This is a genomic window from Mesorhizobium sp. B2-4-15, assembly GCF_006658505.1.
GTDB lineage: Bacteria > Pseudomonadota > Alphaproteobacteria > Rhizobiales > Rhizobiaceae > Mesorhizobium.
Genome location: NZ_VFUZ01000003.1, coordinates 212,448 through 233,629, shown reverse-complemented (window position 1 = coordinate 233,629; position 21,182 = coordinate 212,448). Strand labels below are relative to the sequence as shown.

At 64.3% G+C, this 21,182-nt stretch carries 23 protein-coding genes; 11 read left to right on the top strand and 12 right to left on the bottom strand.

The annotated features are described in order from the left end of the window. The first annotated feature begins 4 nt into the window (after positions 1 to 4). From kdpC to FJ930_RS05305, 3 genes are read left to right on the top strand one after another with little or no spacing between them, the layout of a single operon-like run. Complete coding sequence (kdpC, locus tag FJ930_RS05315) at positions 5 to 568, top strand: potassium-transporting ATPase subunit KdpC (RefSeq protein WP_141835581.1); 564 nt, start codon at positions 5 to 7, stop codon at positions 566 to 568. 57 nt (positions 569 to 625) lie between these two features. Next, positions 626 to 3,358, top strand: a complete 2,733-nt coding sequence (locus tag FJ930_RS05310; protein WP_141835578.1) for a sensor histidine kinase KdpD — start codon at positions 626 to 628, stop codon at positions 3,356 to 3,358. Continuing rightward, a complete protein-coding gene (locus FJ930_RS05305; RefSeq protein ID WP_141835575.1) occupies positions 3,355 to 4,044 on the top strand; it encodes a response regulator transcription factor in 690 nt (229 codons plus the stop codon). Before FJ930_RS05310 ends, FJ930_RS05305 begins: the two co-directional genes overlap by 4 nt. A 24-nt stretch (positions 4,045 to 4,068) precedes the next feature. On the opposite strand, the gene FJ930_RS05300 is transcribed toward FJ930_RS05305, so the two are convergent. From FJ930_RS05300 to FJ930_RS05265, 8 genes are all read right to left on the bottom strand, one after another. Continuing rightward, positions 4,069 to 5,505, bottom strand: a complete 1,437-nt coding sequence (locus FJ930_RS05300) for an MFS transporter (protein WP_141835572.1) — start codon at positions 5,503 to 5,505, stop codon at positions 4,069 to 4,071. 215 nt (positions 5,506 to 5,720) lie between these two features. Further along, positions 5,721 to 6,203, bottom strand: a complete 483-nt coding sequence (locus FJ930_RS05295) for a DUF992 domain-containing protein (RefSeq protein WP_141835569.1) — start codon at positions 6,201 to 6,203, stop codon at positions 5,721 to 5,723. A gap of 191 nt (positions 6,204 to 6,394) precedes the next feature. Then, positions 6,395 to 6,871 (bottom strand): DUF992 domain-containing protein, encoded by a 477-nt coding sequence (locus tag FJ930_RS05290; protein ID WP_141835566.1) that lies wholly within the window; start codon positions 6,869 to 6,871, stop codon positions 6,395 to 6,397. Positions 6,872 to 7,066: 195 nt separating this feature from the next. Next, a complete protein-coding gene (locus tag FJ930_RS05285; RefSeq protein ID WP_140609626.1) occupies positions 7,067 to 7,909 on the bottom strand; it encodes a tetratricopeptide repeat protein in 843 nt (280 codons plus the stop codon). Positions 7,910 to 8,100: 191 nt separating this feature from the next. Next, complete coding sequence (gene rpsU / locus FJ930_RS05280) at positions 8,101 to 8,364, bottom strand: 30S ribosomal protein S21 (protein WP_008874389.1); 264 nt, start codon at positions 8,362 to 8,364, stop codon at positions 8,101 to 8,103. A 177-nt stretch (positions 8,365 to 8,541) separates the two neighbouring features. Beyond that, on the bottom strand, positions 8,542 to 8,928 hold the full coding sequence (locus tag FJ930_RS05275; protein WP_140609628.1) for an SET domain-containing protein-lysine N-methyltransferase: 387 nt from the start codon (positions 8,926 to 8,928) through the stop codon (positions 8,542 to 8,544). Positions 8,929 to 9,055: 127 nt separating this feature from the next. After that, entirely contained in the window at positions 9,056 to 9,814 is a 759-nt protein-coding gene (locus FJ930_RS05270) for an SDR family oxidoreductase (protein ID WP_141835563.1), read from the bottom strand. 98 nt (positions 9,815 to 9,912) lie between these two features. Continuing rightward, positions 9,913 to 10,281 carry a YrdB family protein gene (locus FJ930_RS05265; protein WP_141835560.1) on the bottom strand — a complete coding sequence of 123 codons (369 nt, stop codon included), beginning with the start codon at positions 10,279 to 10,281 and terminating at the stop codon, positions 9,913 to 9,915. Positions 10,282 to 10,498: 217 nt separating this feature from the next. Between FJ930_RS05265 and FJ930_RS05260 the strand changes: the two genes are divergently transcribed. The 8 genes from FJ930_RS05260 to FJ930_RS05225 all read left to right on the top strand — a co-directional run bounded on the left by FJ930_RS05260 (position 10,499) and on the right by FJ930_RS05225 (position 18,338). Beyond that, positions 10,499 to 11,752, top strand: coding sequence for a sarcosine oxidase subunit beta (locus tag FJ930_RS05260; RefSeq protein WP_141835557.1), 1,254 nt, complete (start codon positions 10,499 to 10,501; stop codon positions 11,750 to 11,752). Then, entirely contained in the window at positions 11,752 to 12,174 is a 423-nt protein-coding gene (locus tag FJ930_RS05255; RefSeq protein ID WP_141835553.1) for a hypothetical protein, read from the top strand. The genes FJ930_RS05260 and FJ930_RS05255 overlap by 1 nt, the downstream gene beginning before the upstream one ends. A gap of 11 nt (positions 12,175 to 12,185) precedes the next feature. Continuing rightward, positions 12,186 to 12,497: a sarcosine oxidase subunit delta gene (locus FJ930_RS05250; RefSeq protein ID WP_141835551.1), complete on the top strand. Its 312-nt coding sequence runs from the start codon at positions 12,186 to 12,188 to the stop codon at positions 12,495 to 12,497. Next, on the top strand, positions 12,494 to 15,487 hold the full coding sequence (locus tag FJ930_RS05245) for a sarcosine oxidase subunit alpha (RefSeq protein ID WP_141835549.1): 2,994 nt from the start codon (positions 12,494 to 12,496) through the stop codon (positions 15,485 to 15,487). Before FJ930_RS05250 ends, FJ930_RS05245 begins: the two co-directional genes overlap by 4 nt. Then, complete coding sequence (locus FJ930_RS05240) at positions 15,480 to 16,061, top strand: sarcosine oxidase subunit gamma (RefSeq protein ID WP_141835546.1); 582 nt, start codon at positions 15,480 to 15,482, stop codon at positions 16,059 to 16,061. The genes FJ930_RS05245 and FJ930_RS05240 overlap by 8 nt, the downstream gene beginning before the upstream one ends. A 59-nt stretch (positions 16,062 to 16,120) precedes the next feature. Further along, a complete protein-coding gene (locus FJ930_RS05235; protein ID WP_140741874.1) occupies positions 16,121 to 16,360 on the top strand; it encodes a hypothetical protein in 240 nt (79 codons plus the stop codon). A gap of 77 nt (positions 16,361 to 16,437) precedes the next feature. Continuing rightward, positions 16,438 to 17,223 carry a ThuA domain-containing protein gene (locus FJ930_RS05230; protein WP_141835544.1) on the top strand — a complete coding sequence of 262 codons (786 nt, stop codon included), beginning with the start codon at positions 16,438 to 16,440 and terminating at the stop codon, positions 17,221 to 17,223. Positions 17,224 to 17,285: 62 nt separating this feature from the next. Then, positions 17,286 to 18,338 (top strand): Gfo/Idh/MocA family oxidoreductase, encoded by a 1,053-nt coding sequence (locus FJ930_RS05225; RefSeq protein ID WP_141835541.1) that lies wholly within the window; start codon positions 17,286 to 17,288, stop codon positions 18,336 to 18,338. A 69-nt stretch (positions 18,339 to 18,407) separates the two neighbouring features. Here FJ930_RS05225 and FJ930_RS05220 read toward each other — a convergent pair whose 3' ends face one another. From FJ930_RS05220 to FJ930_RS05205, 4 genes are all read right to left on the bottom strand, one after another. Next, positions 18,408 to 18,647 carry a DUF680 domain-containing protein gene (locus tag FJ930_RS05220; RefSeq protein ID WP_141835538.1) on the bottom strand — a complete coding sequence of 80 codons (240 nt, stop codon included), beginning with the start codon at positions 18,645 to 18,647 and terminating at the stop codon, positions 18,408 to 18,410. 185 nt (positions 18,648 to 18,832) lie between these two features. Then, a complete protein-coding gene (locus FJ930_RS05215; protein WP_141835535.1) occupies positions 18,833 to 19,477 on the bottom strand; it encodes a TetR/AcrR family transcriptional regulator in 645 nt (214 codons plus the stop codon). A gap of 161 nt (positions 19,478 to 19,638) precedes the next feature. After that, positions 19,639 to 20,673 carry a phosphotransferase gene (locus FJ930_RS05210; protein ID WP_141835532.1) on the bottom strand — a complete coding sequence of 345 codons (1,035 nt, stop codon included), beginning with the start codon at positions 20,671 to 20,673 and terminating at the stop codon, positions 19,639 to 19,641. After that, positions 20,670 to 21,155, bottom strand: a complete 486-nt coding sequence (locus FJ930_RS05205; protein WP_280175382.1) for a MaoC family dehydratase — start codon at positions 21,153 to 21,155, stop codon at positions 20,670 to 20,672. The genes FJ930_RS05210 and FJ930_RS05205 overlap by 4 nt, the downstream gene beginning before the upstream one ends. Positions 21,156 to 21,182 lie beyond the last annotated feature (27 nt).

The window sequence follows — 21,182 nt, the reverse complement described above, 5'->3', positions numbered from 1 at the left end:
TCCGATGCTCAAGCAAATCAGACCCGCGATCGTCATGATCGTTTTCTTCACGGTGCTGACCGGCCTGGCCTATCCGCTGGGCATGACCGGAATCGCGCAGGCGCTGTTCCCGAATCAGGCCAATGGCAGCCTGATCGAGAAGGACGGCAAGGTGATCGGCTCCGAACTGATCGGCCAGGCCTTCGCCAGCGACAAGTATTTCCACGGCAGGCTTTCGGCCGCCGGCAATGGCTATGACGCCAGCGCCTCCGGCGGTTCCAATCTCGGCCCGACCAACCCCAAGCTGATCGACCGCATCAAGGGCGATGCCGAAAAACTGAAGGCGGAGAATCCGAACGCGCCGGTGCCGATGGATCTCGTCACGACGTCCGGCAGCGGGCTCGATCCGCATATCAGCCCGGAGGCCGCCTATTTCCAGGTTCCCCGCGTGGCCAAGGCCAGGGGCATCGATGAAGCCAAGGTCAAGGCGCTCGTCGACGGTCAGGTCGAGAGCCGGGAACTCGGTTTCATGGGAGAGCCTGTGGTCAACGTGCTGGCGCTCAACATGGCGCTGGACGCCGCGAAATAGTTGATGGCAGGCGCCGGGGATCGACAGCATCCCCGGTGCCATACATGATCGGTTCCGATGCCGGAAGACAGAAGCAGCGAAAACAGACCTTCTCCCGACGCGCTGCTCGAGCATGCCGAGCGGGAGGGGCGTGGTCGTCTGCGGATATTCCTTGGCGCCGCGCCTGGTGTCGGCAAGACTTACGAAATGCTGATGTCGGGCCGTGCCAGGCTGGCCGATGGCATCGATGTGGTGATCGGCGTCGTCGAGACGCATGGCCGCCGGGAAACCCAGGCCCTGGTCCAGGGCTATGAAGTCATTCCGCGCCGCAAGGTCGACTACAAGGGACGCATTCTCGACGAGATGGACATCGACGCCATCCTTGCCCGCCGCCCGGCGCTGGTCCTCGTCGACGAGCTCGCCCATACCAACGCGCCCGGCAGCCGCCACCCCAAGCGCTATCTCGACGTCCAGGAGATCCTGGCGCGAGGCATCGACGTCTACACGACCCTCAACATCCAGCATGTCGAAAGCCTGAACGACGTCGTCGCCCAGATCACGCGGGTCAGGGTTCGCGAGACGGTTCCCGATTCCATCATTGACCAGGCCGATGACGTCGAAATCATCGATCTGACCCCCGATGACCTGATCAAGCGGCTGGAGGAAGGCAAGGTCTATTTCCCCAACACCGCGCAACGCGCCATCGAGAACTATTTCTCGCCGGGCAATCTGACGGCACTGCGGGAGCTGGCGCTGCGCCGCACGGCCCAGCGCGTCGACGAGCAATTGCTCAATCACATGCAGGCGCACGCCATTTCGGGGCCGTGGGCCGCCGGGGAACGGGTTCTCGTCTGCGTCGACGCGCGTCCGGGTGGTGCTGCCCGCATCCGCTACGCCCGCAGGCTGGCCGACCGGCTTCGTGCGCCATGGACGGCGCTTCATGTGGACACGCCTCGCTCGGCCGGCATGTCCGAGGAAGACAAGGACCGCCTCGCCGCGCTGCTGCGCCTTGCCGAGCAGCTGGGCGCCGAGGTGACAACCATTCCCGGCCAGAACGTCGCGCAGGACATTGTCCGCCACGCGACGGCGAACAACTTCACCCATATCGTGGTCGGCAGGCCGACCCGGTCGCGCTGGCGCGAATTGATCGAGGGTTCGCTCACCTATGACCTGATCCGCAATGCCGGCGACATCAGCGTGCATGTGATTTCCGGAACGGAGCGGGATACCGAGGCAGGTTCGAGAAGCGTCAAAGCGGCCGACGAGCAATGGCAATTCCAGATCCGGCCCTATCTCAAGGCCACGGCTTTTGTTGCCGGCTCGCTCGCCTTCGCCGTCCTGCTGGACCAGTTTCTCGACGTTCGCAACCTCGCGATCATCTTCCTCATCGGGGTGCTGACGTCCGCCGTCGCCGGTGGTCTCTGGCCGGCCCTGTATGCCTGTGTCGTCAGCGCCGTTGCCTTCAACTATTTCTTCCTGGAGCCGCGCTACACGCTGACGATCCGGGATCCGGAGAGCATTGTGGCGCTCGGCGTGTTCCTGGTCGTCGCCGTCATCGCCAGCGACCTGACGGCACGCGTGCAGCGCCAGGCGGTCGCTGCCCGCTCGCGGGCGCGGGCCACGGAAGACATCTACCTGTTCTCCAAGAAGCTCGCCGGCGCCGGTACGCTCGACGACGTTCTCTGGGCCACCGCCTTCCAGATCGCCTCGATGCTGAAGCTGCGCGTGGTGCTGCTTCTGCCCGAGGACGGCACCATCACCGTCAAGGCCGGTTATCCGCCCGACGACACGCTGGCGGAGGCCGACATCGCCGCCGCCCGCTGGGCCTGGGAGCACAACCGTGCCGCCGGGCGCGGCGCCGACACGCTGCCCGGCGCCAAGCGCCTCTATCTTCCCTTGCGCACGGGGCGCACCGCGCTCGGCGTCGTCGGCCTCGACAACGACAAGCAGGGCCCGCTGCTGACGCCCGAGCAACAGCGCCTGCTCGACGCGCTGGCCGACCAGGCGGCGGTGGCGATCGAGCGTGTCCAGCTGGTCGCCGATGTCGACCGGGCCAAGCTCGCCGCCGAAGCCGACCGCCTGCGCTCGGCCCTGCTGACCTCGATTTCCCATGATCTGAAAACGCCGCTCTCGGCCATCATGGGGGCGGCCGGCACGCTCAAGGAATTCGCGCCTGATCTGCCCGAGCAGGATCGGGCGGAGCTTCTGTCGACGGTGGTTGACGAGTCGGAACGGCTCAACCGCTTCATCGCCAACCTGCTCGACATGACCAAGATCGAATCCGGTGCGATGGAGCCGAACCATGCCCTCCATTATGTCGGCGATATCGTCGGCACGGCGCTCGACCGTGCCCGCAAGATCACCAGCGAACACAGGATCGAGGTCGATATTGCGCCTGACCTGCCGATGCTGAAGCTCGATCCCGTGCTGTTCGAACAGGTTCTGTTCAACCTCCTCGACAATGCGTCGAAATACTCGCCGCCCGGCTCGGCGATCCGTGTGCAGGGATGGACCGACAATGGGTCCGTCGTCGTGCGGATCATGGATGAGGGACCTGGCATTCCGGCGCAGGACCTGGAACGCGTGTTCGACACCTTCTACCGGGTGCGCAAGGGCGATCAGGTGCGCGCCGGCACCGGGCTCGGCCTGTCGATCTGCCGCGGCTTCGTCGAAGCGATGGGCGGCACGATTTCGGCCGCCAACCGGACCGACCGCCCCGGTGCTGCTTTCAGCATCAGGATGCCGGTGCCGACGGAAGCGCCCGATGCCGACAATCGTGGCGACGGGCCCAGTATGGATCAGCTCCGATGACGAATTCGAACGTCAGGATACTGGTTGTCGATGACGAGCCGCCGATCCGCAAGCTGCTGCGGGTCGGCCTCGCCAGCCAGGGTTATGCGGTTAGCGAGGCGCCGAACGCCAAGGTGGCGATCGAATTGATGGAACAGGAAAAGCCCGACCTGGTGCTGCTCGATCTCGGCCTGCCGGGCATGGGCGGCCATGAACTCCTGCGCAAATGGCGTGACGAAGGCGTGGACGTTCCCGTCGTCATCCTCTCCAGCCGCACCGACGAGGCGGGCATCGTTAACGCGCTCGAACTCGGCGCCGATGACTACGTCACCAAGCCGTTCGGCATGAACGAACTGGTGGCGCGCATCCGCGTGGCGCTGCGGCACAAGTTCCAGCAGCAGGGCGAGAAGCCGGTTTTCCAGAGCGGCGACCTCTCGGTCGACCTGGTCAAGCGCATCGTCAAGGTCGAGGGCAGGGAGATAAAGCTCTCGCCGAAGGAATACGACATCCTTCGCATCCTGGTGCAGCATGCCGGCAAGGTGCTGACCCACCACTTCATCCTCAAGCAGATCTGGGGAGATTCCACCGACGTGCAGTATCTCAGGGTCTATGTCCGGCAGCTGCGGCAGAAGATCGAGAAGATCCCCGACCAGCCGCGCTACATCACCACCGAAACCGGTGTCGGCTACCGCCTGCGTGTCGAGTGACACGACCCTTCGATTGAACCCGCGTCAGCCGATGGCTCCCAGCGGCCGGTTCGCGGCCGCCGACGTCCGCATGGCAGCGAGACAGCCGAGCAGCCCAAGCGGCACGAAAGCAAGGAACAGCCAGCTCGCGACATTGGCCGCCGCGTCGTGATTCAGCCCTTGCGAAAAACCGCTGGCATTGGCGACGATGCCGGCAAGGGCCGCACCCACGGCATAGCCGATCCTCTGCATGGTCGGCACCGCTGCCGAGGCGATGGTCTGCTCGTCGTCCGGGGCGGAGGCGACGATGACGCGGGTCAGGAATGGCCAGGCAATGCCGAAGCCGCCGCCTTGCAAAAGGGCGCAGACCAGGATCAGCGGGATCGAGCCCAGCGGTATCGTGTAGGCAAAGCCGGCGATGCCCGCCGCGATCATCAATGCCCCACAGACGATGATGAGCCGCTCGCGCCGCGGCGGCGCGTTGGCGACGAGGATCGACAGGATCGACCAGGCAATCGATTCGGCGGCGATGATGTAGCCGGTGGTGAGCAGCGGAATGTCGTGCAGGCTGGTCAGCAGCAACGGACCGTAGACGCCGAAGGAGCAGGTCGCTATGGAAAAGGCGGCGACCATGGTCATGCCGGCGCCGACCGGCGTGCGCCACGAGAACAGCCGCGCCGGGAAAAGCCGCGAGCGCGGCTTCAGCCCGTCGACGTAGAAGAACAGCGCGAGACCCGCCAGGCCAAGCACGATCAGCAGCGAGGAACGCAGCAGGGCGATATCGACGCCCGCCGAGGCGATCAGCACCACGGCGACGGCAAGGCAGCCAAGGGTAGCGAACGGGAAGGGTGGCGCCTTGCCGGCGCTTGTCGCTGGTTTCTTCGCCTCCGGCGTGTCGAGCACGAGGAAGCTAGCCAGTGCCATGGCGGTGCCGCCGACGGTGAAGACGCCGAACGCCCAGCGCCATGACAAGAACTCGGTCATGATCGCCCCGAGCAACGGGCCGCTGAAGGCGGCGATGCCCCAGATCGCCGACATGATGCCGAAGAGCTGCGGCCAGATGGCGCGCGAAAACAGCCGCTCGACCGAGACGAAGGCCAGCGACACCAGTGCGCCGCCACCCAGCCCCTCGATCAGCCGGCCGGCCAGGAACAATTCCATGGACGGCGAGGTGGCGCAGATCAGCGCCCCGGCGGCGTAGAGCAGGGCCGCGACCACCATGGTGGTGCGCAACGCCACATAGCTCACCAGTCGTCCGGCGGCAGCACCGGCGACAATGGCGCCGAGCTCGTAGATCGCCAGCGACCAGCCGACGAGCTGCACGCCCGCCAGTTCCCCGACCATGGCCGGCATGACGGTCGCCACCATCGTCTCATTGGTGGCGTGCAGCAGGATGCCGAGGCTGATGAAGCAGAAGCGCGCCAGATCGCCGCTCGCCCACAAGGCGCGCCAGTCGACCCTGTTTGTGCTGATTTCAGTCATTTCCACCCCTGCCTCTGCATAACTCGACGCCGGCGCGTGGCACCAGAAGCCAGCAAGGGTTTCCGGCAGGACCATGCGCGATCAGGATCGTGCGCCGCACCAGGCGCTGTTTGCCTGGGCGGGCTTGTAGGACCTCAACCGCGCTTGAGCTCAAGCGAATTTTTGAGAGTGCGTTCCGCGGCTGTCTCCCGCGACTGGCCGCGTTCGCGAAGCAATCAGTTCTCTGTACTGCGCAGCTGGAACTGGCTGACGCCGATGGCGAGATTGATGCCGGTCTGGGTCTGCAGGCTGAACGGCTGGAGGGTGAAGGCCTGCGAGGAGCCGCCGACCAGCAGATTGGCGCCGGCGCCGACGGCCGCCGTCACCTCGGCGCTGGCGCCGATATAGTCGCCCGCCAGCGCACCAGGCGCGTAGATGTTCTTCAGTGGCGTCAGCACCAACCATTGCATCACCGACTGCTGCGTCGTGCCGATGTCGAGGCCGTATTTGTTGACGGCGCCGAAATAGGCTTCCGGCGCGAAGGTCTTGTCGGCCGGGGTGAAGGTGCAGCTCAGATCCTTGCTCGAGCCGAAAATGAAGCCGGTGCCGCCCCCGATGGCGCATTCGAGCGTGCCTAGCTCTATTCCGCCGTCCTGCGCTTGTGCCGCGCCGGCAAGCACGGTTGCGATCACGGCAGCGGCAATGGCTGTCTTCAGCATGGCGGTCCCCCCAAATCAAACGGCGCGGAACCAATCCTATCCGGTTCCGCGCCGCAGGGTGAGGGGTCGTGGAGCTCAGAGCAGTTCGCCGTGTCACGGAAACGGTGAACTGCTCTAACCCTTTGTTTTAGCGCAATTGCGGACGGAAAACCGTCTCAAACTTTTCCTGTAATTGCGCGAGACCCATCCACTCACTTGAGCGAATGGATCAGCTCAAGCGAGGTCACGGCCACGGCAAGATTAACGCCGGTCTGCGCCTGGACGCTGAGCGGCTCAAGCATGAAGGCGCTATCGAGGCCGCCGACCAGCAGATTGGCACCGCCGCCGGTAACGACGCTCGCCTCGGCGTTCACGCCATAATAGCTGCCGGCAAGATCGCCCGCGTCACGGTCGCGGGTCGCGGCAAGGACCGCCCAGACGAGCTGGCCCTGATGCGTCTGGCCAACGTCGACGCCGAGCTTGGAGATGACGCCGGTGTAGATCTCCGACGGCCCATGATGGTGGGGGCGGAAGACGCAGGACACACCCTTGTTGGACGTCACGATGTAGCCGGTACCGCCATCGATGGTGCAGTCGAGCGTGCCGAGCTGCAGCCTGCCGGCGCTGGCCGGGGCAGCAGCGAACACGGTCGTGGCGAGTGCCGCGGCGCAGACGAGTCTCTTGATCATGGGAGGGTCCTTTCGCAAAATGCTTCGAAATAACGGCTTGGGTGACCAGACCGTTCCGCCGAAAACTTGGCGCGAACAAGGCAAGGGTAAACGGCTTGTTGCGGGGGTTAACGCGCGGTTGCCAGATTGGCGGCGATCTGCGGCGGCGCGTGTCCTTTTGGACACGCAACCCGACCCGCAATGCTTAGCCGGCTGTCAGCTGACGCGAGCGAGGCCATCCTTGGCCGGCTGGTAGCTGGGATTGAGGCGCACGGCTTCGTGATAGGATTTCGCCGCCTTCGCCTTGTCGCCGCGCTTCTCGTAGATCAGCGCCTGGTTGGCCCAGGCCTCGGCATTCTGGCCGTCGAGCTTGATGGCCATGTTGAAATCGGAGAAGGCATTGTCCTCGTCGCCCGTCGCCAGATAGGACAGGCCGCGCCCGTTGTAAGGCTCCGCGGCATCAGGGGCCAGCGAGATGGCGGTCGAGAAATCCTCGATGGCGAATTTGTGCTGGCCCTGGCTCTGATAGATCAGGCCGCGATTGTGATAAGCGCGGGCGTCCGTGGTGTCGAGCTGGATCGCCTTCTGGAAATCGTTGAAGGCATCCTGGGTGCGGCCCGCCTTGCGATAGAGATTGCCGCGGCCGATATAGGCGGCATCATAATTGCCGTTGATCTGGATCGAGCGGTTGTAGTCGGCAAGCGCCGCTTCCTGATTGCCGAGGAAGCGCTGGATGAGCGCGCGGTTCGAATAGGCCTGGTAGAAATTCGGATTGAGCTGGATAGCCTGGTTGAAGTCCTTGAGCGCCGCCTGGTACTGGCCGCCCCGGCCATAGGCCGAGCCTCGCACATTGTAGCCTTCGGGATCCTGGGGATTGCGCTGGATGACCGCCGACAGCGAGGAGATGTTCTCGCTCGACCCCTGCGCCTTGTCGATGTTGTTGAACTCGCCGGCCGGGCCCGACGTCTGGCAGGCGGCAAGCACCAGTCCGGAAAGCAGGGCCGCTGTCAGGGCAAAACCACGCAATGCGGTCCCCCGCTCCACGCTTGTTGCGTTCATGTCTGCCCTGTCCTCACTTGCCGCGTCGTTCAGGTCCGGATCCCCCCTCCGGGCCGGTCACAATGTCATAAAGTGTCAGAGCGTACCCCTGTGCGCCCAGGCGGGCGCACATGCTCTAAACAAAAAGGTGGCGGCGATTCCGCATCGCGCCACCTTGGTATCCTTCGAAAAGGACGAAATATTGGCGATAATCAGCGCGGCGGACGCGCTGCACCGGCAGCACCGGCAGCCACCGGACGCGGCGTCATCGGCAGCAGGCCTTCGCGCTGTGCGCGCTTGCGGGCCAGCTTGCGGGCGCGGCGCACGGCTTCAGCCTTTTCGCGGGCGCGCTTCTCGGAAGGCTTCTCGTAGTGACCACGCATCTTCATTTCGCGGAAAATGCCTTCGCGCTGCATCTTCTTCTTCAGCGCGCGAAGCGCCTGATCAACGTTATTGTCGCGGACGAGTACCTGCACGGGCAATCCTGTCTTTCGGGTTTGATATCAATAGGCAAGCGGCCATAGCCACTAGCCTCCGCAGCGGTCGACACCACGAATTGTGGCGGCTGATAGCAGAATCAGACCGCGCTGTCCACAGCCGAAATGAAGGACGGCGGCCTAATCGCCACGAATGGACAAGAGATAGGGGGCCGACTACGCCGTGGCCAGATGCAGCCGTTCAAAATCCTCGAAGAACTCGCCATAATCACAGGTGATCTCTTCGCCAATTGCAATGTCGCGGGTGGCGGTCGCGCCGCCATATTGCGAAAAGTCGGTGTTCGGCGTCGCCGAATGGTTCATGAAGCGGCCATTGTCGACCTCATAGACCATGAAACCCGGCCGATCGGGGCTCGGATAGGCGTAGCGGTCGAGCAACTCCTTCAGAGGCGGCGGCGCCGCCTCGTACTTGTCCATCGGGATCAGCCGGTCGAAATCGGGATCGAGGCGCCAGATCGAGGCGCCTTTCCGGATCGGCTCGGCGGCGAACATGCCGACGCCCTCGATCGCGCTCGCGGCCACGTAGGTTCGGATCAGCATCATGGTTCCAGGACCTTTTTCGGCAAGAAGACCCGTTTCGACAGGAAACGAGATCGTCAAATCGCGCCGAAAAAGCAAGTCCGGTGGGCTGCGTCAAAGCGACGAAGTGGCTGTTCGCCCCGAAAATCCTTCACGTCCGGTTGATCGAGACGCCGCCGTCGGCAAACAGCGCGGTCCCCGTGGTGAAGCTCGATGCATCGGAGGCGAGATAAAGCGCCGAGCGGGCAATCTCCTGCGGCTGCGCCATGCGCTTCAAGGCATGGATGCCTTCGACGAAAGCGCGGGCTTCGGGGGTGGTCGTCGTCGCGCCTGGGGTGTCGGTGCCGCCGGGCAGCAGTGCATTGACGCGCAGGCCCCTCGGCCCGTATTCGGCGGCAAGAACTTGCGTCAGCCCGATCAGGCCGGCTTTGGCCGCCGCATAGGCGGCCATGCCCGGCATGCCGGCGGTGTAGCCGACAAAGCTCGACGTGAAGATCAGCGAGCCGCCACCCCGCTCCAGCATGGCCGGTATCTGGTACTTCGCGCAGAGGAAGGCGCTGGTCAGGTTGGTGTCCATCGTGTCGTGCCATGCCGCCGGCATCATCTCGGGCAGGGGCACCATCAAGCCGACGGCGCCGGCATTGTTGAAGGCGATGTCGAGACCGTCGAACTTCTCCAACGCCAGGTCGACAAGGGCCTTCGCATAGGCCTCGTCCCTGACGTCGCCGGCAAGGGCGACGGCGGTGCCCTCCGCGTCTGATATCTCGGCGACAAGCGTATCGAGCTCCGCCTGACGGCGGGCGGCGATGACGATCCTGGCGCCTTCCTCGGCAAAGAGCTTTGCCGTGGCGCGGCCGATGCCGGAACTGGCACCGGTGACGATGGCGATCTTGTTGGCGAGTGCGAGCATCTTTTGCATCCCTTTTTGTTCGTGCCGGTCTCGCCGGCAATCGGGATGCTTGGTCGCAAATGGAGAGGGGGTGGAGCCACCCGAAAGCTGCGAAAGCGTTACTGCCTCAGCAGCCAACCGAGCCGGCCGAGCGATAAGGCGTAGCTGATGGCGATGAGCGCGGCGACGGTGATGCCCGCGACGGCGTACCCGGCGACATGGAATCCGGCGGCACCGGCAAGCAGGATGACCAGTTCCAGTACCAGCCGCACCATGCCTGGAACCGGCACCGGTGCGCGGCCAGATCGGCTTGGATCGCCTGACACCGCGAACGTACCCCACAAGACAGCCGCAATGAACGGCAAGCCCAGAGCCAGGATCCAGTGCCACGATCCGCTGGAGAAGCTCCAGCCCGCCATGCCGATGCCGAGCAAGGCCGCAAGCTCCAGAAGGAAGCGCAACGTCAAGTTCCACCAGGCATTGCCCACGATCGTCCTCCGGAGTTTCACCGCCGGCACTGTGTCGGAAGGCCCTCATCGGAACCAGAGAGCACGCGTCTTTTTCGTCGTGGCGCAAAACGGCAAGCGCCGTCGCAAACAGCGCAAGGGTGGCAGCGCTGTTTCGCTAGTGATACACCTCGCGCGCCGGGGCCGAGTGAATGCCCTGCGCCATTTTGCGAGACCTTTTTGGCGAGAGGCTGGGACGTTGAAAAAATATTCGGTATTCGCCATCGCCCGCGAGGCCATGCGCGGCCACAAGGGCTGGGAGGAGCAATGGTCCTCGCCCGAACCCAAGAAGGAATACGACGTCATCATCGTCGGTGCCGGCGGCCATGGCCTGGCCACTGCCTATTATCTCGCCGCGGTGCACGGCATCACCAATGTCGCTGTGCTGGAAAAGGGCTGGCTCGGCGGCGGCAACACCGGCCGCAACACCACCATCATCCGCTCCAATTATCTCTATGACGAGAGCGCCGGCATCTACGACCACGCGCTGAAGCTGTGGGACGGGCTGAGCCAGGAACTCAACTACAACGTCATGTATTCGGCGCGCGGCGTCATGATGCTCGCCCACAATGTGCACGACATCCAGGTGCTGAAGCGCCACGTCCATGCCAATCGTCTCAACGGCATCGACAATGAATGGCTGTCGCCGGAGCAGGCCAAGGAATTCTGTCCGCCGCTCAACATCTCCAGGGAGGCGCGCTATCCGGTCGTCGGGGCTGCCCTGCAACGCCGTGGCGGCACCGCGCGCCACGATGCCGTCGCCTGGGGCTATGCGCGGGGTGCTTCCGCGCGCGGCGTCCACATCATTCAGAATTGCGAGGTCACCGGGGTCAAGCGGGCACCGAACGGCGCGGTCACCGGCGTCGAGACGACGCGCGGCTTCATCGGCGCCAAGAAGGTCGGCGTCGTCGCCGCCGGCCATTCCTCGGTGATCATGAACATGGCCGGCGTGCGTATGCCGCTGGAGAGCTACCCGCTGCAGGCGCTGGTGTCGGAGCCGATCAAGCCGGTGGTGCCCTGCGTGGTGATGTCGAACACCGTGCATGCCTACATCTCGCAGTCCGACAAGGGCGAACTGGTGATCGGCGCCGGCACCGACCAGTATGTCTCCTATTCGCAGACTGGCGGGCTTCACATATTGCAGCATACGCTCGACGCCATCTGCGAGATGTTCCCGATCTTCACGCGCATGAAGATGCTGCGCTCGTGGGGCGGCATCGTCGACGTGACGCCCGACCGCTCGCCGATCCTGGCCAAGACGCCGGTGCCCGGCCTGTATGTCAATTGCGGCTGGGGCACGGGCGGCTTCAAGGCAACACCGGGTTCAGGCCATGTCTTCGCCCACACCATCGCCAAGGACAATCCGCATCCGATCAACGCGCCCTTCACCATCGAACGCTTCCGCACCGGCCGTCTTATCGACGAGGCGGCGGCGGCGGCGGTGGCGCACTGATGATGGCCGAAATGGCTGTCGCGATGCCGCTGATGCTGGCGGGGGAACAGGGCATGTTCCATTTTCCGACGCCGGAGGAAGTCCGGCTGCAGCCGATAAGCCGCGCCGGCAACGAGACCGCATGGCCGTTTTCGATCGACGAGGGAATGCTCGCCTGTGTGTGGAGCGCCGGTCAGAAAGTGGTGATGTTCTTTGAAGGCCGGCCGCATGGGCTGGATGAAGACGAGGATTTCAAACCGCGTGGCGTGATCGTCACCACCGACCCGATACAGCTGACGCTCGGCAACATGGCTAACCGCGCCCTGTTTCGGCCGGCGGCCAGCGTCGAGGAGCGGCTGAAGCTCGTCGCTCCATTCATGGCCATGGGTCAAAAGCTCTGCGACCAACCGGCGGGCGCGCACGTCGGCCACGGCGAACTGTAGGATCAAACACGATGCTTCTCATCCGCTGCCCCTATTGCGAGGAAGAACGCCCGGAACTCGAATTCCGCAACGCCGGCGAGGCGCACATCGCGCGCTCGGCCAACATGGCAGGCGAGAGCGACGACGATTTCGAGAAGTTCTTCTTCATCCGCTCGAACCCCAAGGGCATCATCTACGAGCGCTGGCGGCACATGCATGGTTGCGCCCGCTTCTTCAATGCCGTGCGCGACACCGTGACCGACAAGTTCATTATGACCTACAAGGCCGGCGAGCCGAAACCCGCCAAGCTGCCCAAAGATTCCAACGAAGTGGTTGCCAAATGAGCGGCGCATTCCGCATTCCGAGCGCCGGTCGCCTCAGCCAGGCGAAGACCGCGCGGTTCAGCTTCGACGGCCAGTCCTATAGCGGCATCGAGGGCGACACGCTGGCCTCGGCACTGCTTGCCAATGGCGTGCATCTGGTCGGCCGCTCGTTCAAGTACCACCGGCCGCGCGGCGTGCTGTCCGCCGGCGCGGAAGAGCCCAACGCGCTGGTGCAGATCGTGCGTGACGACGCGCGCAAGACGCCGAATGTGCGCGCGACCGTGCAGGAGCTCTATGACGGGCTCGCCGCCAACTCGCAGAACCGCTGGCCGTCGCTGTCCTTTGACGTCGGCGCGGTCAACGACATCGCGTCGCCGATGTTTTCGGCCGGCTTCTACTACAAGACCTTCATGTGGCCGAAGGCCGCCTGGAAGAGCCTCTACGAGCCCAAGATCCGCGAAGCCGCAGGCCTTGGCGTTTCCCCCGACAGACCGGATCCCGACCATTATTCGTCGCGCTACGCGCATTGCGACGTGCTGGTGCTGGGCGGCGGTGCCGCCGGCATCGCGGCGGCACTTGCGGCGGCCGGGACCGGCGTACGCGTCATCCTGGCCGACGAGCAGGCCGAGTTCGGCGGCAGCCTGCGTTTCGAGAGTGGAGCGAAGATCGATGGCCAGGACGGTTTTGCCTGGGCGCAAGCGGCCATCGCCAGGCTGAGCGCGATGGACAATGTCCGCGTGCTGCCGCGCACCACGGCGTTCGGCTACTACGCACAGAATTTCGTCGCCCTGGTCGAGCGCGTCAGTGATCACCTCAAGGCTCCCGGCCATGATCTGCCGCGCGAACGCCTCTGGCAGGTCCGCGCCAAGCGCGTCGTGCTGGCCTCCGGCGCCATCGAGCGCCATATGGTGTTCGCCAACAATGACCGGCCGGGCATCATGCTGGCCGGCGCGGCGCGCACCTTCCTCAACCACTATGGCGTGGCCGTTGGCAGGAATGTCGGCGTCTACACCGCCAATGACTCGGCTTACGCAGCGGCGATCGACCTGAAGAAGGCCGGCGTCAATGTCGCGGCGATCGTCGACCTGCGCGACAATCCGACCGGTCCGGTGATCGACGAGGCGAGGGCGCTCGGCATCGAGATCAATTTTGGCCGCGCGGTGATCCGCGCCGGCGGCAAACTGCGCGTGTCGTCGATGACGGTGCAGCCAAAGAATGGCGGCGGCGAGCGCACCATCCCCGTCGATGCAATCCTGATGTCGGCCGGCTGGACGCCGTCGGTGCATTTGTTCTCGCAGTCACGCGGCAAGGTCGCCTTCAACCACGAGACCCAGCGCTTCGTGCCGGGCACCTATGCGCAGGACTGCGTCTCGGTCGGCGCTTGCAACGGCACCGACGGCTTGTCGGCCACGGTGGACGAGGCCTATGCGGCGGGCGCCAAGGCGGCCAAGGATGCCGGCGCCAAAACCGCCAAGGGCACGAAGCCGAAGGTCGATGCCTCGGAGAACTGGTCGCGCGGCATGCTGGGTGCCGCGCCGGGGGCCGGGCCGGACACGACGGTGAAAGCCTTTGTCGATTTCCAGAACGACGTTACCGCCAAGGACATCCGCCAGGCGGTGCATGAAGGCATGCGCTCGATCGAGCACGTCAAGCGCTTCACCACCAACGGCATGGCGACCGACCAGGGCAAGACCTCCAACATGCATGGACTGGCGATCGCGGCCGAGACGCTGGGTAAGCCGATCCCGGAGGTCGGCCTGACCACGTTCCGCGCGCCTTATACGCCTGTCACCTTCGGCGCGATCGTCAGCCATGCGCGCGGGCCGCTGTTCGATCCGACGCGCAAGACGGCGATCCATCCGTGGGCAGAGGCACATGGTGCCGTGTTCGAGGATGTCGGCCAGTGGAAGCGCGCCTGGTATTTCCCCAAGGCCGGCGAAGACATGCATGCCGCGGTCGACCGCGAATGCGTCGCCGTCCGTAACCAGGCAGGCCTGTTCGACGCCTCGACACTGGGCAAGATCGAAGTGGTCGGGCCGGATGCCGCCAAGTTCATGGAACTGCTCTACACAAACCCGTGGGAGAAGCTGGAGCCCGGCCGCTGCCGCTATGGCATCATGCTGCGCGAGGACGGCTTCATCTATGATGACGGTGTCGTCGGCAGGCTGGCGCCGGACCGTTTCCATGTGACGACGACGACTGGCGGCGCGCCGCGCGTCATGAACCATATGGAGGACTATCTCCAGACCGAGTTCCCGCATTTGAATGTCTGGCTGACCTCGATCACCGAGCAATGGGCGGTCATCGCCGTGCAGGGGCCAAGCGCGCGGAAGATTATCGAACCCTTGGTCGAAGGCATCGACATGTCCGACGAGGCGCTGCCGCATATGTCGGTGCGCGAAGGCAAGATCTGCGGCGTGCCGACCAGGCTGTTCCGCATGTCGTTCACCGGCGAGCGCGGCTTCGAAGTCAACGTGCCGGCCGATTACGGCCAGGCCGTCTGGGAGGCGCTCTGGGCCGAAGGCCAGAAGCATGGCGCCGCCGCCTACGGCACCGAGGCCATGCACGTGCTGCGCGCCGAGAAGGGCTACATCATCGTCGGCCAGGACACGGATGGCACGGTGACGCCGAACGACGCCGGGCTCGACTGGGCGGTCGGCAAAAAGAAGACCGACTTCGTCGGCATCAGGGGCATGATGCGGCCGGACCTGGTCGCCAAGGGCCGCAAGCAGCTTGTCGGCCTCAAGACCAAGGACCCGAAGGTGGTGCTGGAAGAGGGCGCGCAGATCGTCGAAGATCCCAAACAGGCGATCCCGATGAAGATGATCGGCCATGTCACCTCGAGCTACTGGTCGCAGAATTGCGGCCGTTCCATAGCGTTGGCGCTGGTCACCGGCGGCCGTGACCGGATGGGCGACACGCTTTACGTGCCGATGCCGAACGGGGTGATCGAAGTGGAGGTTACCGGCATGGTGTTCTTCGACGAGACGGGAGGGCGCCTCAATGGCTAAGGCTGCTGCAAAGACAACCGCGACGGCTTCGCCTTCGGCCGAGCGGCGTCCGGCATTGGCCGGGCGCAGCGTCTCCGCGACGGACGTCAAGGTCGAGGTGCTGCCGCCGGCCGAACGCATTTCGCTGCGCGCGCCGGAGGCTTCCGTCGCGGCCCTGTCGAAGGCGCTCGGCGTGACCTTGCCGAAGAAGCCGAAGACTTCAACGTCGAAAGCCGGGCGCACGGCGCTTTGGCTTGGGCCAGACGAATGGCTGGTCATCGACGAGGCCGGCAATGACCCGCTCGCCGATTGCGCAGGGGTTTCCGCCTTGCATTCGTCGGTCGGCATCTCGCATCGCAACATTGCCATAGCCGTCACTGGTCCGGCGGCCGAAGCCGCGATCAATTCGGGCTGCCCGCAGGATCTGTCGCTCGAAGCCTTCCCCGTGGGCGCCGCCTCGCGCACCATCCTGGGCAAGGCCGAGATCGTGCTGTTGCGCACGGCCGAGGACGCCTTCCGGGTCGAATGCTGGCGTTCCTTCTCGGACTATGTCTTTACTTTCCTGTCCGAGGGAGCCCGCGACGCCGCCGGCTGATCCCGGAACGTTTGCCGCCAGCATTCGTTGTGCGGCGACAGGTCGAGGGAGAAATGCCGATGCCGTCGAAGTCCGCGCCGAAATCGCCCAAGAAAACCATAGCGAAAACGGCGGCGGTTCGCTCGTTTGAACATGAGCGGCATCACGAGGCCAACGCCGAAGAGGAACTCGAGGAGGGCCTCGAGGACACGTTCCCGGCCAGCGATCCGGTGTCCATTACCGGCTCGGCCATTCCGGGCGGGCCGGCGAAACCCGGCAAGGCCAAGACCGTCCCCGGACGCAAGGCCCGCCAGCCCTGATTTTGAGAAATTTTGGTCGAGAGGCATCTTCCCAACACCTCAGCGGATGCGATATTCAAAGCGCTTTGGAGAGGGAAATGACGATAAGAGCCATTGTCTGGGGCGAGAACGTCCACGAACAGACCAATGCCGCCGTGCGAGGCCTCTATCCCCTGGGCATGCATGGCACCATCGCGGCCGCGCTCAACCGGGACAAGCGCATCGAGGCGACCACCGCCACCTTGCAGGAACCGGAGCATGGCCTGAGCGAAAAGCGCCTTGCCGCCACCGACGTGCTTTTATGGTGGGGGCATGCGGCGCATGGAGAGGTCAAGGATGAGGTCGTCGAGCGGGTGCAGAAGCGGGTCTGGGAGGGCATGGGGTTGATCGTGCTCCATTCCGGCCACTACTCGAAAATATTCAAGCGGCTGATGGGCACGCCCTGTTCGCTGAAATGGCGCGAGGCAGGCGAGCGCGAGCGTGTCTGGGCGATCAACCGCGGTCACCCGATCGCGCAAGGCATCGGCGAATGCCTGGAGATCGGCGAGACCGAAATGTATGGCGAGCCGTTCGCGGTGCCGGAGCCGCTGGAGACGGTGTTCATCTCCTGGTACGAAGGCGGCGAGGTGTTCCGGTCGGGGCTGACCTATCAGCGCGGCGCCGGCCGCATCTTCTATTTCTCGCCCGGCCACGAGACCTATCCGATCTATCACAATGAGGGCGTGCAGCAGGTGCTGCGCAACGCCGTGCACTGGGCGCACAACCCGGCACCCGCGTGGGCCGGTATCACCAATGCACCCAACGTGCCGACCGACAAGGCCAAGGAGAAGATCGTCCAGAAGGGCCTACGCCTGCATGCCGACGGCGACAAGGGATTGAGCTGATTGGGGCCTGAGTTGATTGGGGGCTGAGTTGCCTGGGGTGAGTTGATGAGGGGCTTGGGCCGATGACACACAGGCTGCTTCTGCTCGGCACCGGCGGCATTGCCGGGCATCACGTCGAGGAATTTGCCGCGATTCCCGGCTGCACGATCGTCGCTTGTGTCGATCAGGTGCCGGGCCGCGCGGCGGCGTTTGCCGCCGCCAACAGGATCGGCGATTTCTTCGAGAGCCTGGAGGCGGCGATCGCCTGGGGGCAGTTCGACGCCGCCATCAACGCGACGCCGGACGGCGTGCACAAGGCAACGACGCTGGCCCTGCTGGCTGCGGAAAAGCACGTTTTCTGCGAAAAGCCTCTGGCGCCGAACCACGCCGATGCGCTGGCCATGACGGAAGCGGCCGAGGCGGCCGGGGTCGTCAACATGGTCAACCTGACCTATCGCAACTCGCCCGCGATCCAGGAAGCGCGGCGCATGGTGCAGGCCGGCGAGATCAGCGATTTGCGCCATGTCGAGGCGAGCTACAAGCAGAGCTGGCTGGTCAGCAAATCCTGGGGCGACTGGCGGGTCGAGGACAAGTGGCTGTGGCGCCTATCGAGCCGGCATGGTTCGACAGGTGTGCTGGGCGATGTCGGCATCCATATCCTCGATTTCGCCACCTACGGCGCGGCGGAGGACATCGTCAGCCTGCATGCCGATCTGGTGACGTTTCCGAAGGCCGACGGCGATCGGATCGGCGATTACGTGCTGGATGCCAATGACAGCGTGGCGATGACGGCGCGGCTGAAGTCGGGCGCGCTCGCCACGATCGTGGCGAGCCGCTACATGACCGGCAACACCAATGAGCTGTCGCTGGCCATGCACGGCACCAAGGGAGCCATCAAGGTCGAGACCGACGGCAAGGTGTCAAGCCTGTCGGCTTGCCTCGGCAAGGATGTCGACCAGCAACGCTGGCGGACGCTGACGCCGCCGGATGTCAAGCGCAACGCCCGGCGTTTTGCCGAAGCGCTGAACACCGGCCTGAACGGCGATCCGTCCTTCCGGCGCGCCGCCGACATGCAGAAGCTGATCGACGCGGCCTTTGAGAGTTCTGCTGCCAGGCGACCGCTGACGATCGCCTGATACGGTCTTTCGGAGAGCCAGTCCCGGCCCTGAAGCTGGGCTCCGAGGCAACTTTTCGAAAGCCGTGGATCAGAAGTTCGGAACGATCCACGGATTGATGTCGATGCCGAGCCGCGGGCTCTTGCCTTTGGTCGAACTGGTGGTCGTTTTTTCGACCGATCCCGTCGCGCTGCAATCAAGCTTCGCATGGGTCTTGGTGTCAACGCAGGTTACGGCAGGCGCCTGCTTGACCGGCTGGGTGGCGCTGGCGGCGAAGGCCGAGCCTGAAAGTGCCAGCACGGCGGCGAGGGCGAGGAGGGTCTTTTTCATTGTCAGTCTCCGTTCTTGACGGGTGAATTCTTTTCGTACATGTACGATATGCTGTACAGATACGCCCGTCGACCCGGAAGTTCAAGCCAAAATCGTACGCGTACGGTAGATTTTTGTTAACCCAAAAATTTCCCCCCGGTTTGGCCGGGGATGACGGGGTGATCCAGGAATGAAAGAAGCAACTGTCAGCAGTTGACCGGCGTCTCGGTCAGAGGCGGCACCTCTTGCGTGCTGAGCGTGGCAAGGGTGAAATCGCACATCCGCTTCACGAAAGCCTGCGGGTCGCCGAAGGGGTAGAAGGGAAAGGTGATCAGCAGCGAGATCGTGCCGTGGCCGACGGCCCACAGCATGGTGGCGATGGCGCGCGGATCGCCATGCAATTTGCCGGCGGCGACGCAGGCCTCGACCCGCTTGATGAGCACTTTCATCGCCGGGTTGCCTTCCTCCATGTCCTTATAGCTTCGGCCTTCCGGCGGCTTGGTTTTTTCCGTCATGAAGACGGTGCGGTATTCATTGGGATTGCCGAGCCCAAACGCGGCATATTCGGTCATCACAGCCTGCAGGGCCTCGATCGGATCGTCGGACGGGTGCTCCTCGATTCGGCGGGCAAGCGTCTCGAACGCATCTTCGGCCAGCGCGAACAGGATGTCCTGCTTGTCGGCGAAATAGGAATAGACGGACATCGGCGCATAGCCGACCCGCTTGGCCAGCTTGCGGATGGTCAGGCCTTCATAGCCTTCTTCCTGGACGAGCTTGTGCGCGGCCTCGACGAGCTCGGAGCGCAGTTCGGCCTTTTGTTTCGCGCGGCGTTTCTGGACGCTCAGCGGCAAGTCTGGTGCCTCTTTTGGTTGGTGTACCTGGCTAATTATATACGCTGTACGGAAACGAACAAGGGCGGCGCCTGTTCCCAGGCATCAGATGGCGCCGACGCCGCCATCGACGGCCAGTGCGTGCCCGGTCATGAAGGAGTTGGCCGGGTTGAAGCGGCCCGTCATGTCTCCTCCTCAATCCGTCTGGCGGCGAGATGCGAAAGCAGCTTCACCGCCTCGCCGTAGGTTTTGGCCTTTTCGGGATTGGAGGCGTTGCCGTCGAGCGCCCGCTTGTAGACGCCTTGGCAGATCGCGGCCAGCCGGAAGAAGGAGAAGGCGAGGAAGAAGGTCCAGTTGCCGATGCCGGCGAGCCCGCGCCGGCGGCAATAGGCGGCGACATAGTTCTCTTCGGAAGGCAGGCCGAGGGCGGCGCGGTCGATGCCGCCGAGACCGCGAAAGCCGGAAGCATGCGGCAGGCGCCATTGCATGCATTGATAAGCGATGTCGGCGAAGGGGTGGCCCAATGTCGAGAGTTCCCAATCAAGCACCGCCAGCACCTTTGGCCGGTCCGGCGCGAAGATCAGATTGTCCAGCCGATAGTCGCCATGCACCAGCGATATCAGGACATCATCGGCGGGCATATGCGTTTCCAGCCAGGCGATCAACTGGTCCATGTCGGCGATGGTGCCGGTTTCCGAGGCACGGTACTGGCTGGTCCAGCGCGCCAGCTGGCGCTCGAAATAATTGCCCGGCCGGCCGAAATCGGACAGCCCCACGGCCTCGACGTCGACATCGTGCAGGGCCGCGAGCGTGGCGTTCATGGCATCGTAGATCGCGGCGCGCTCGTCATTGTCGCACGCCTCCGGCAGTGCCGGATCCCAGAAGATGCGGCCGTCGAGGAAATTCATGACGTAGAACATGCGGCCGACCGGCGACTCCTCGGCCGATAGATGCAGCATTTCGGGCACCGGCACGGCGGTGCCGGAAAGCGCCTTCATCACGCGGAATTCGCGGTCGACCTGATGCGCCGATTTCAGCAGCTGCCCCGGCGGCTTGGCGCGCAGCACGTAGCGGCCGCTGGCCGCCTTAAGAAGATAGGTCGGGTTGGACTGGCCGGATTTGAATTTCTCGATCGTGGCGAGCCCCGAAAAGCCCGGTATTGCCGCCTCGAGGTAAGGCGCGAGCGCTGCCTGGTCGAGCGCGTTGGCGTCGTTCATGCGGTCTCGGGCTGGCGTTCGATCAGGGTCAGCGTCAGCCAGCGGGCGGTGAGCGCCGGTTTCTTCGATCCCTCGATCTCGATCGTCACATCGTGCGCTGTCTGCACCCAGCCCGACGGCCGGACCTTGACGTCGGCCAGCACGAAATGGGTGCGGATGCGAGCGCCGGTCTTGACCGGTGCCAGGAAGCGCAGCGAATCGAAGCCGTGATTGACGCCCATCTTGCCATTTTCCAGCGGCGGCATGGTCTCGAAGGTCATCGCCGACAACAGCGAAAGCGACAGGAAGCCATGCGCGATGGTGCCGCCGAACGGCGTCTCGCGCTTGGCCCGCTCCGGATCGCAGTGGATGAATTGGTGGTCGTCGGTGGCGTCGGCGAATTGATCGATCATGCGTTGCGTGACCACACGCCACGGTGAGACGCCGACTTCCTTGCCGACACTGGCCAGAAGCACATCGAGACTGATCGGTTCCACGCTCATGTCCTCCAGTTCATCTCCGGCTTCTGC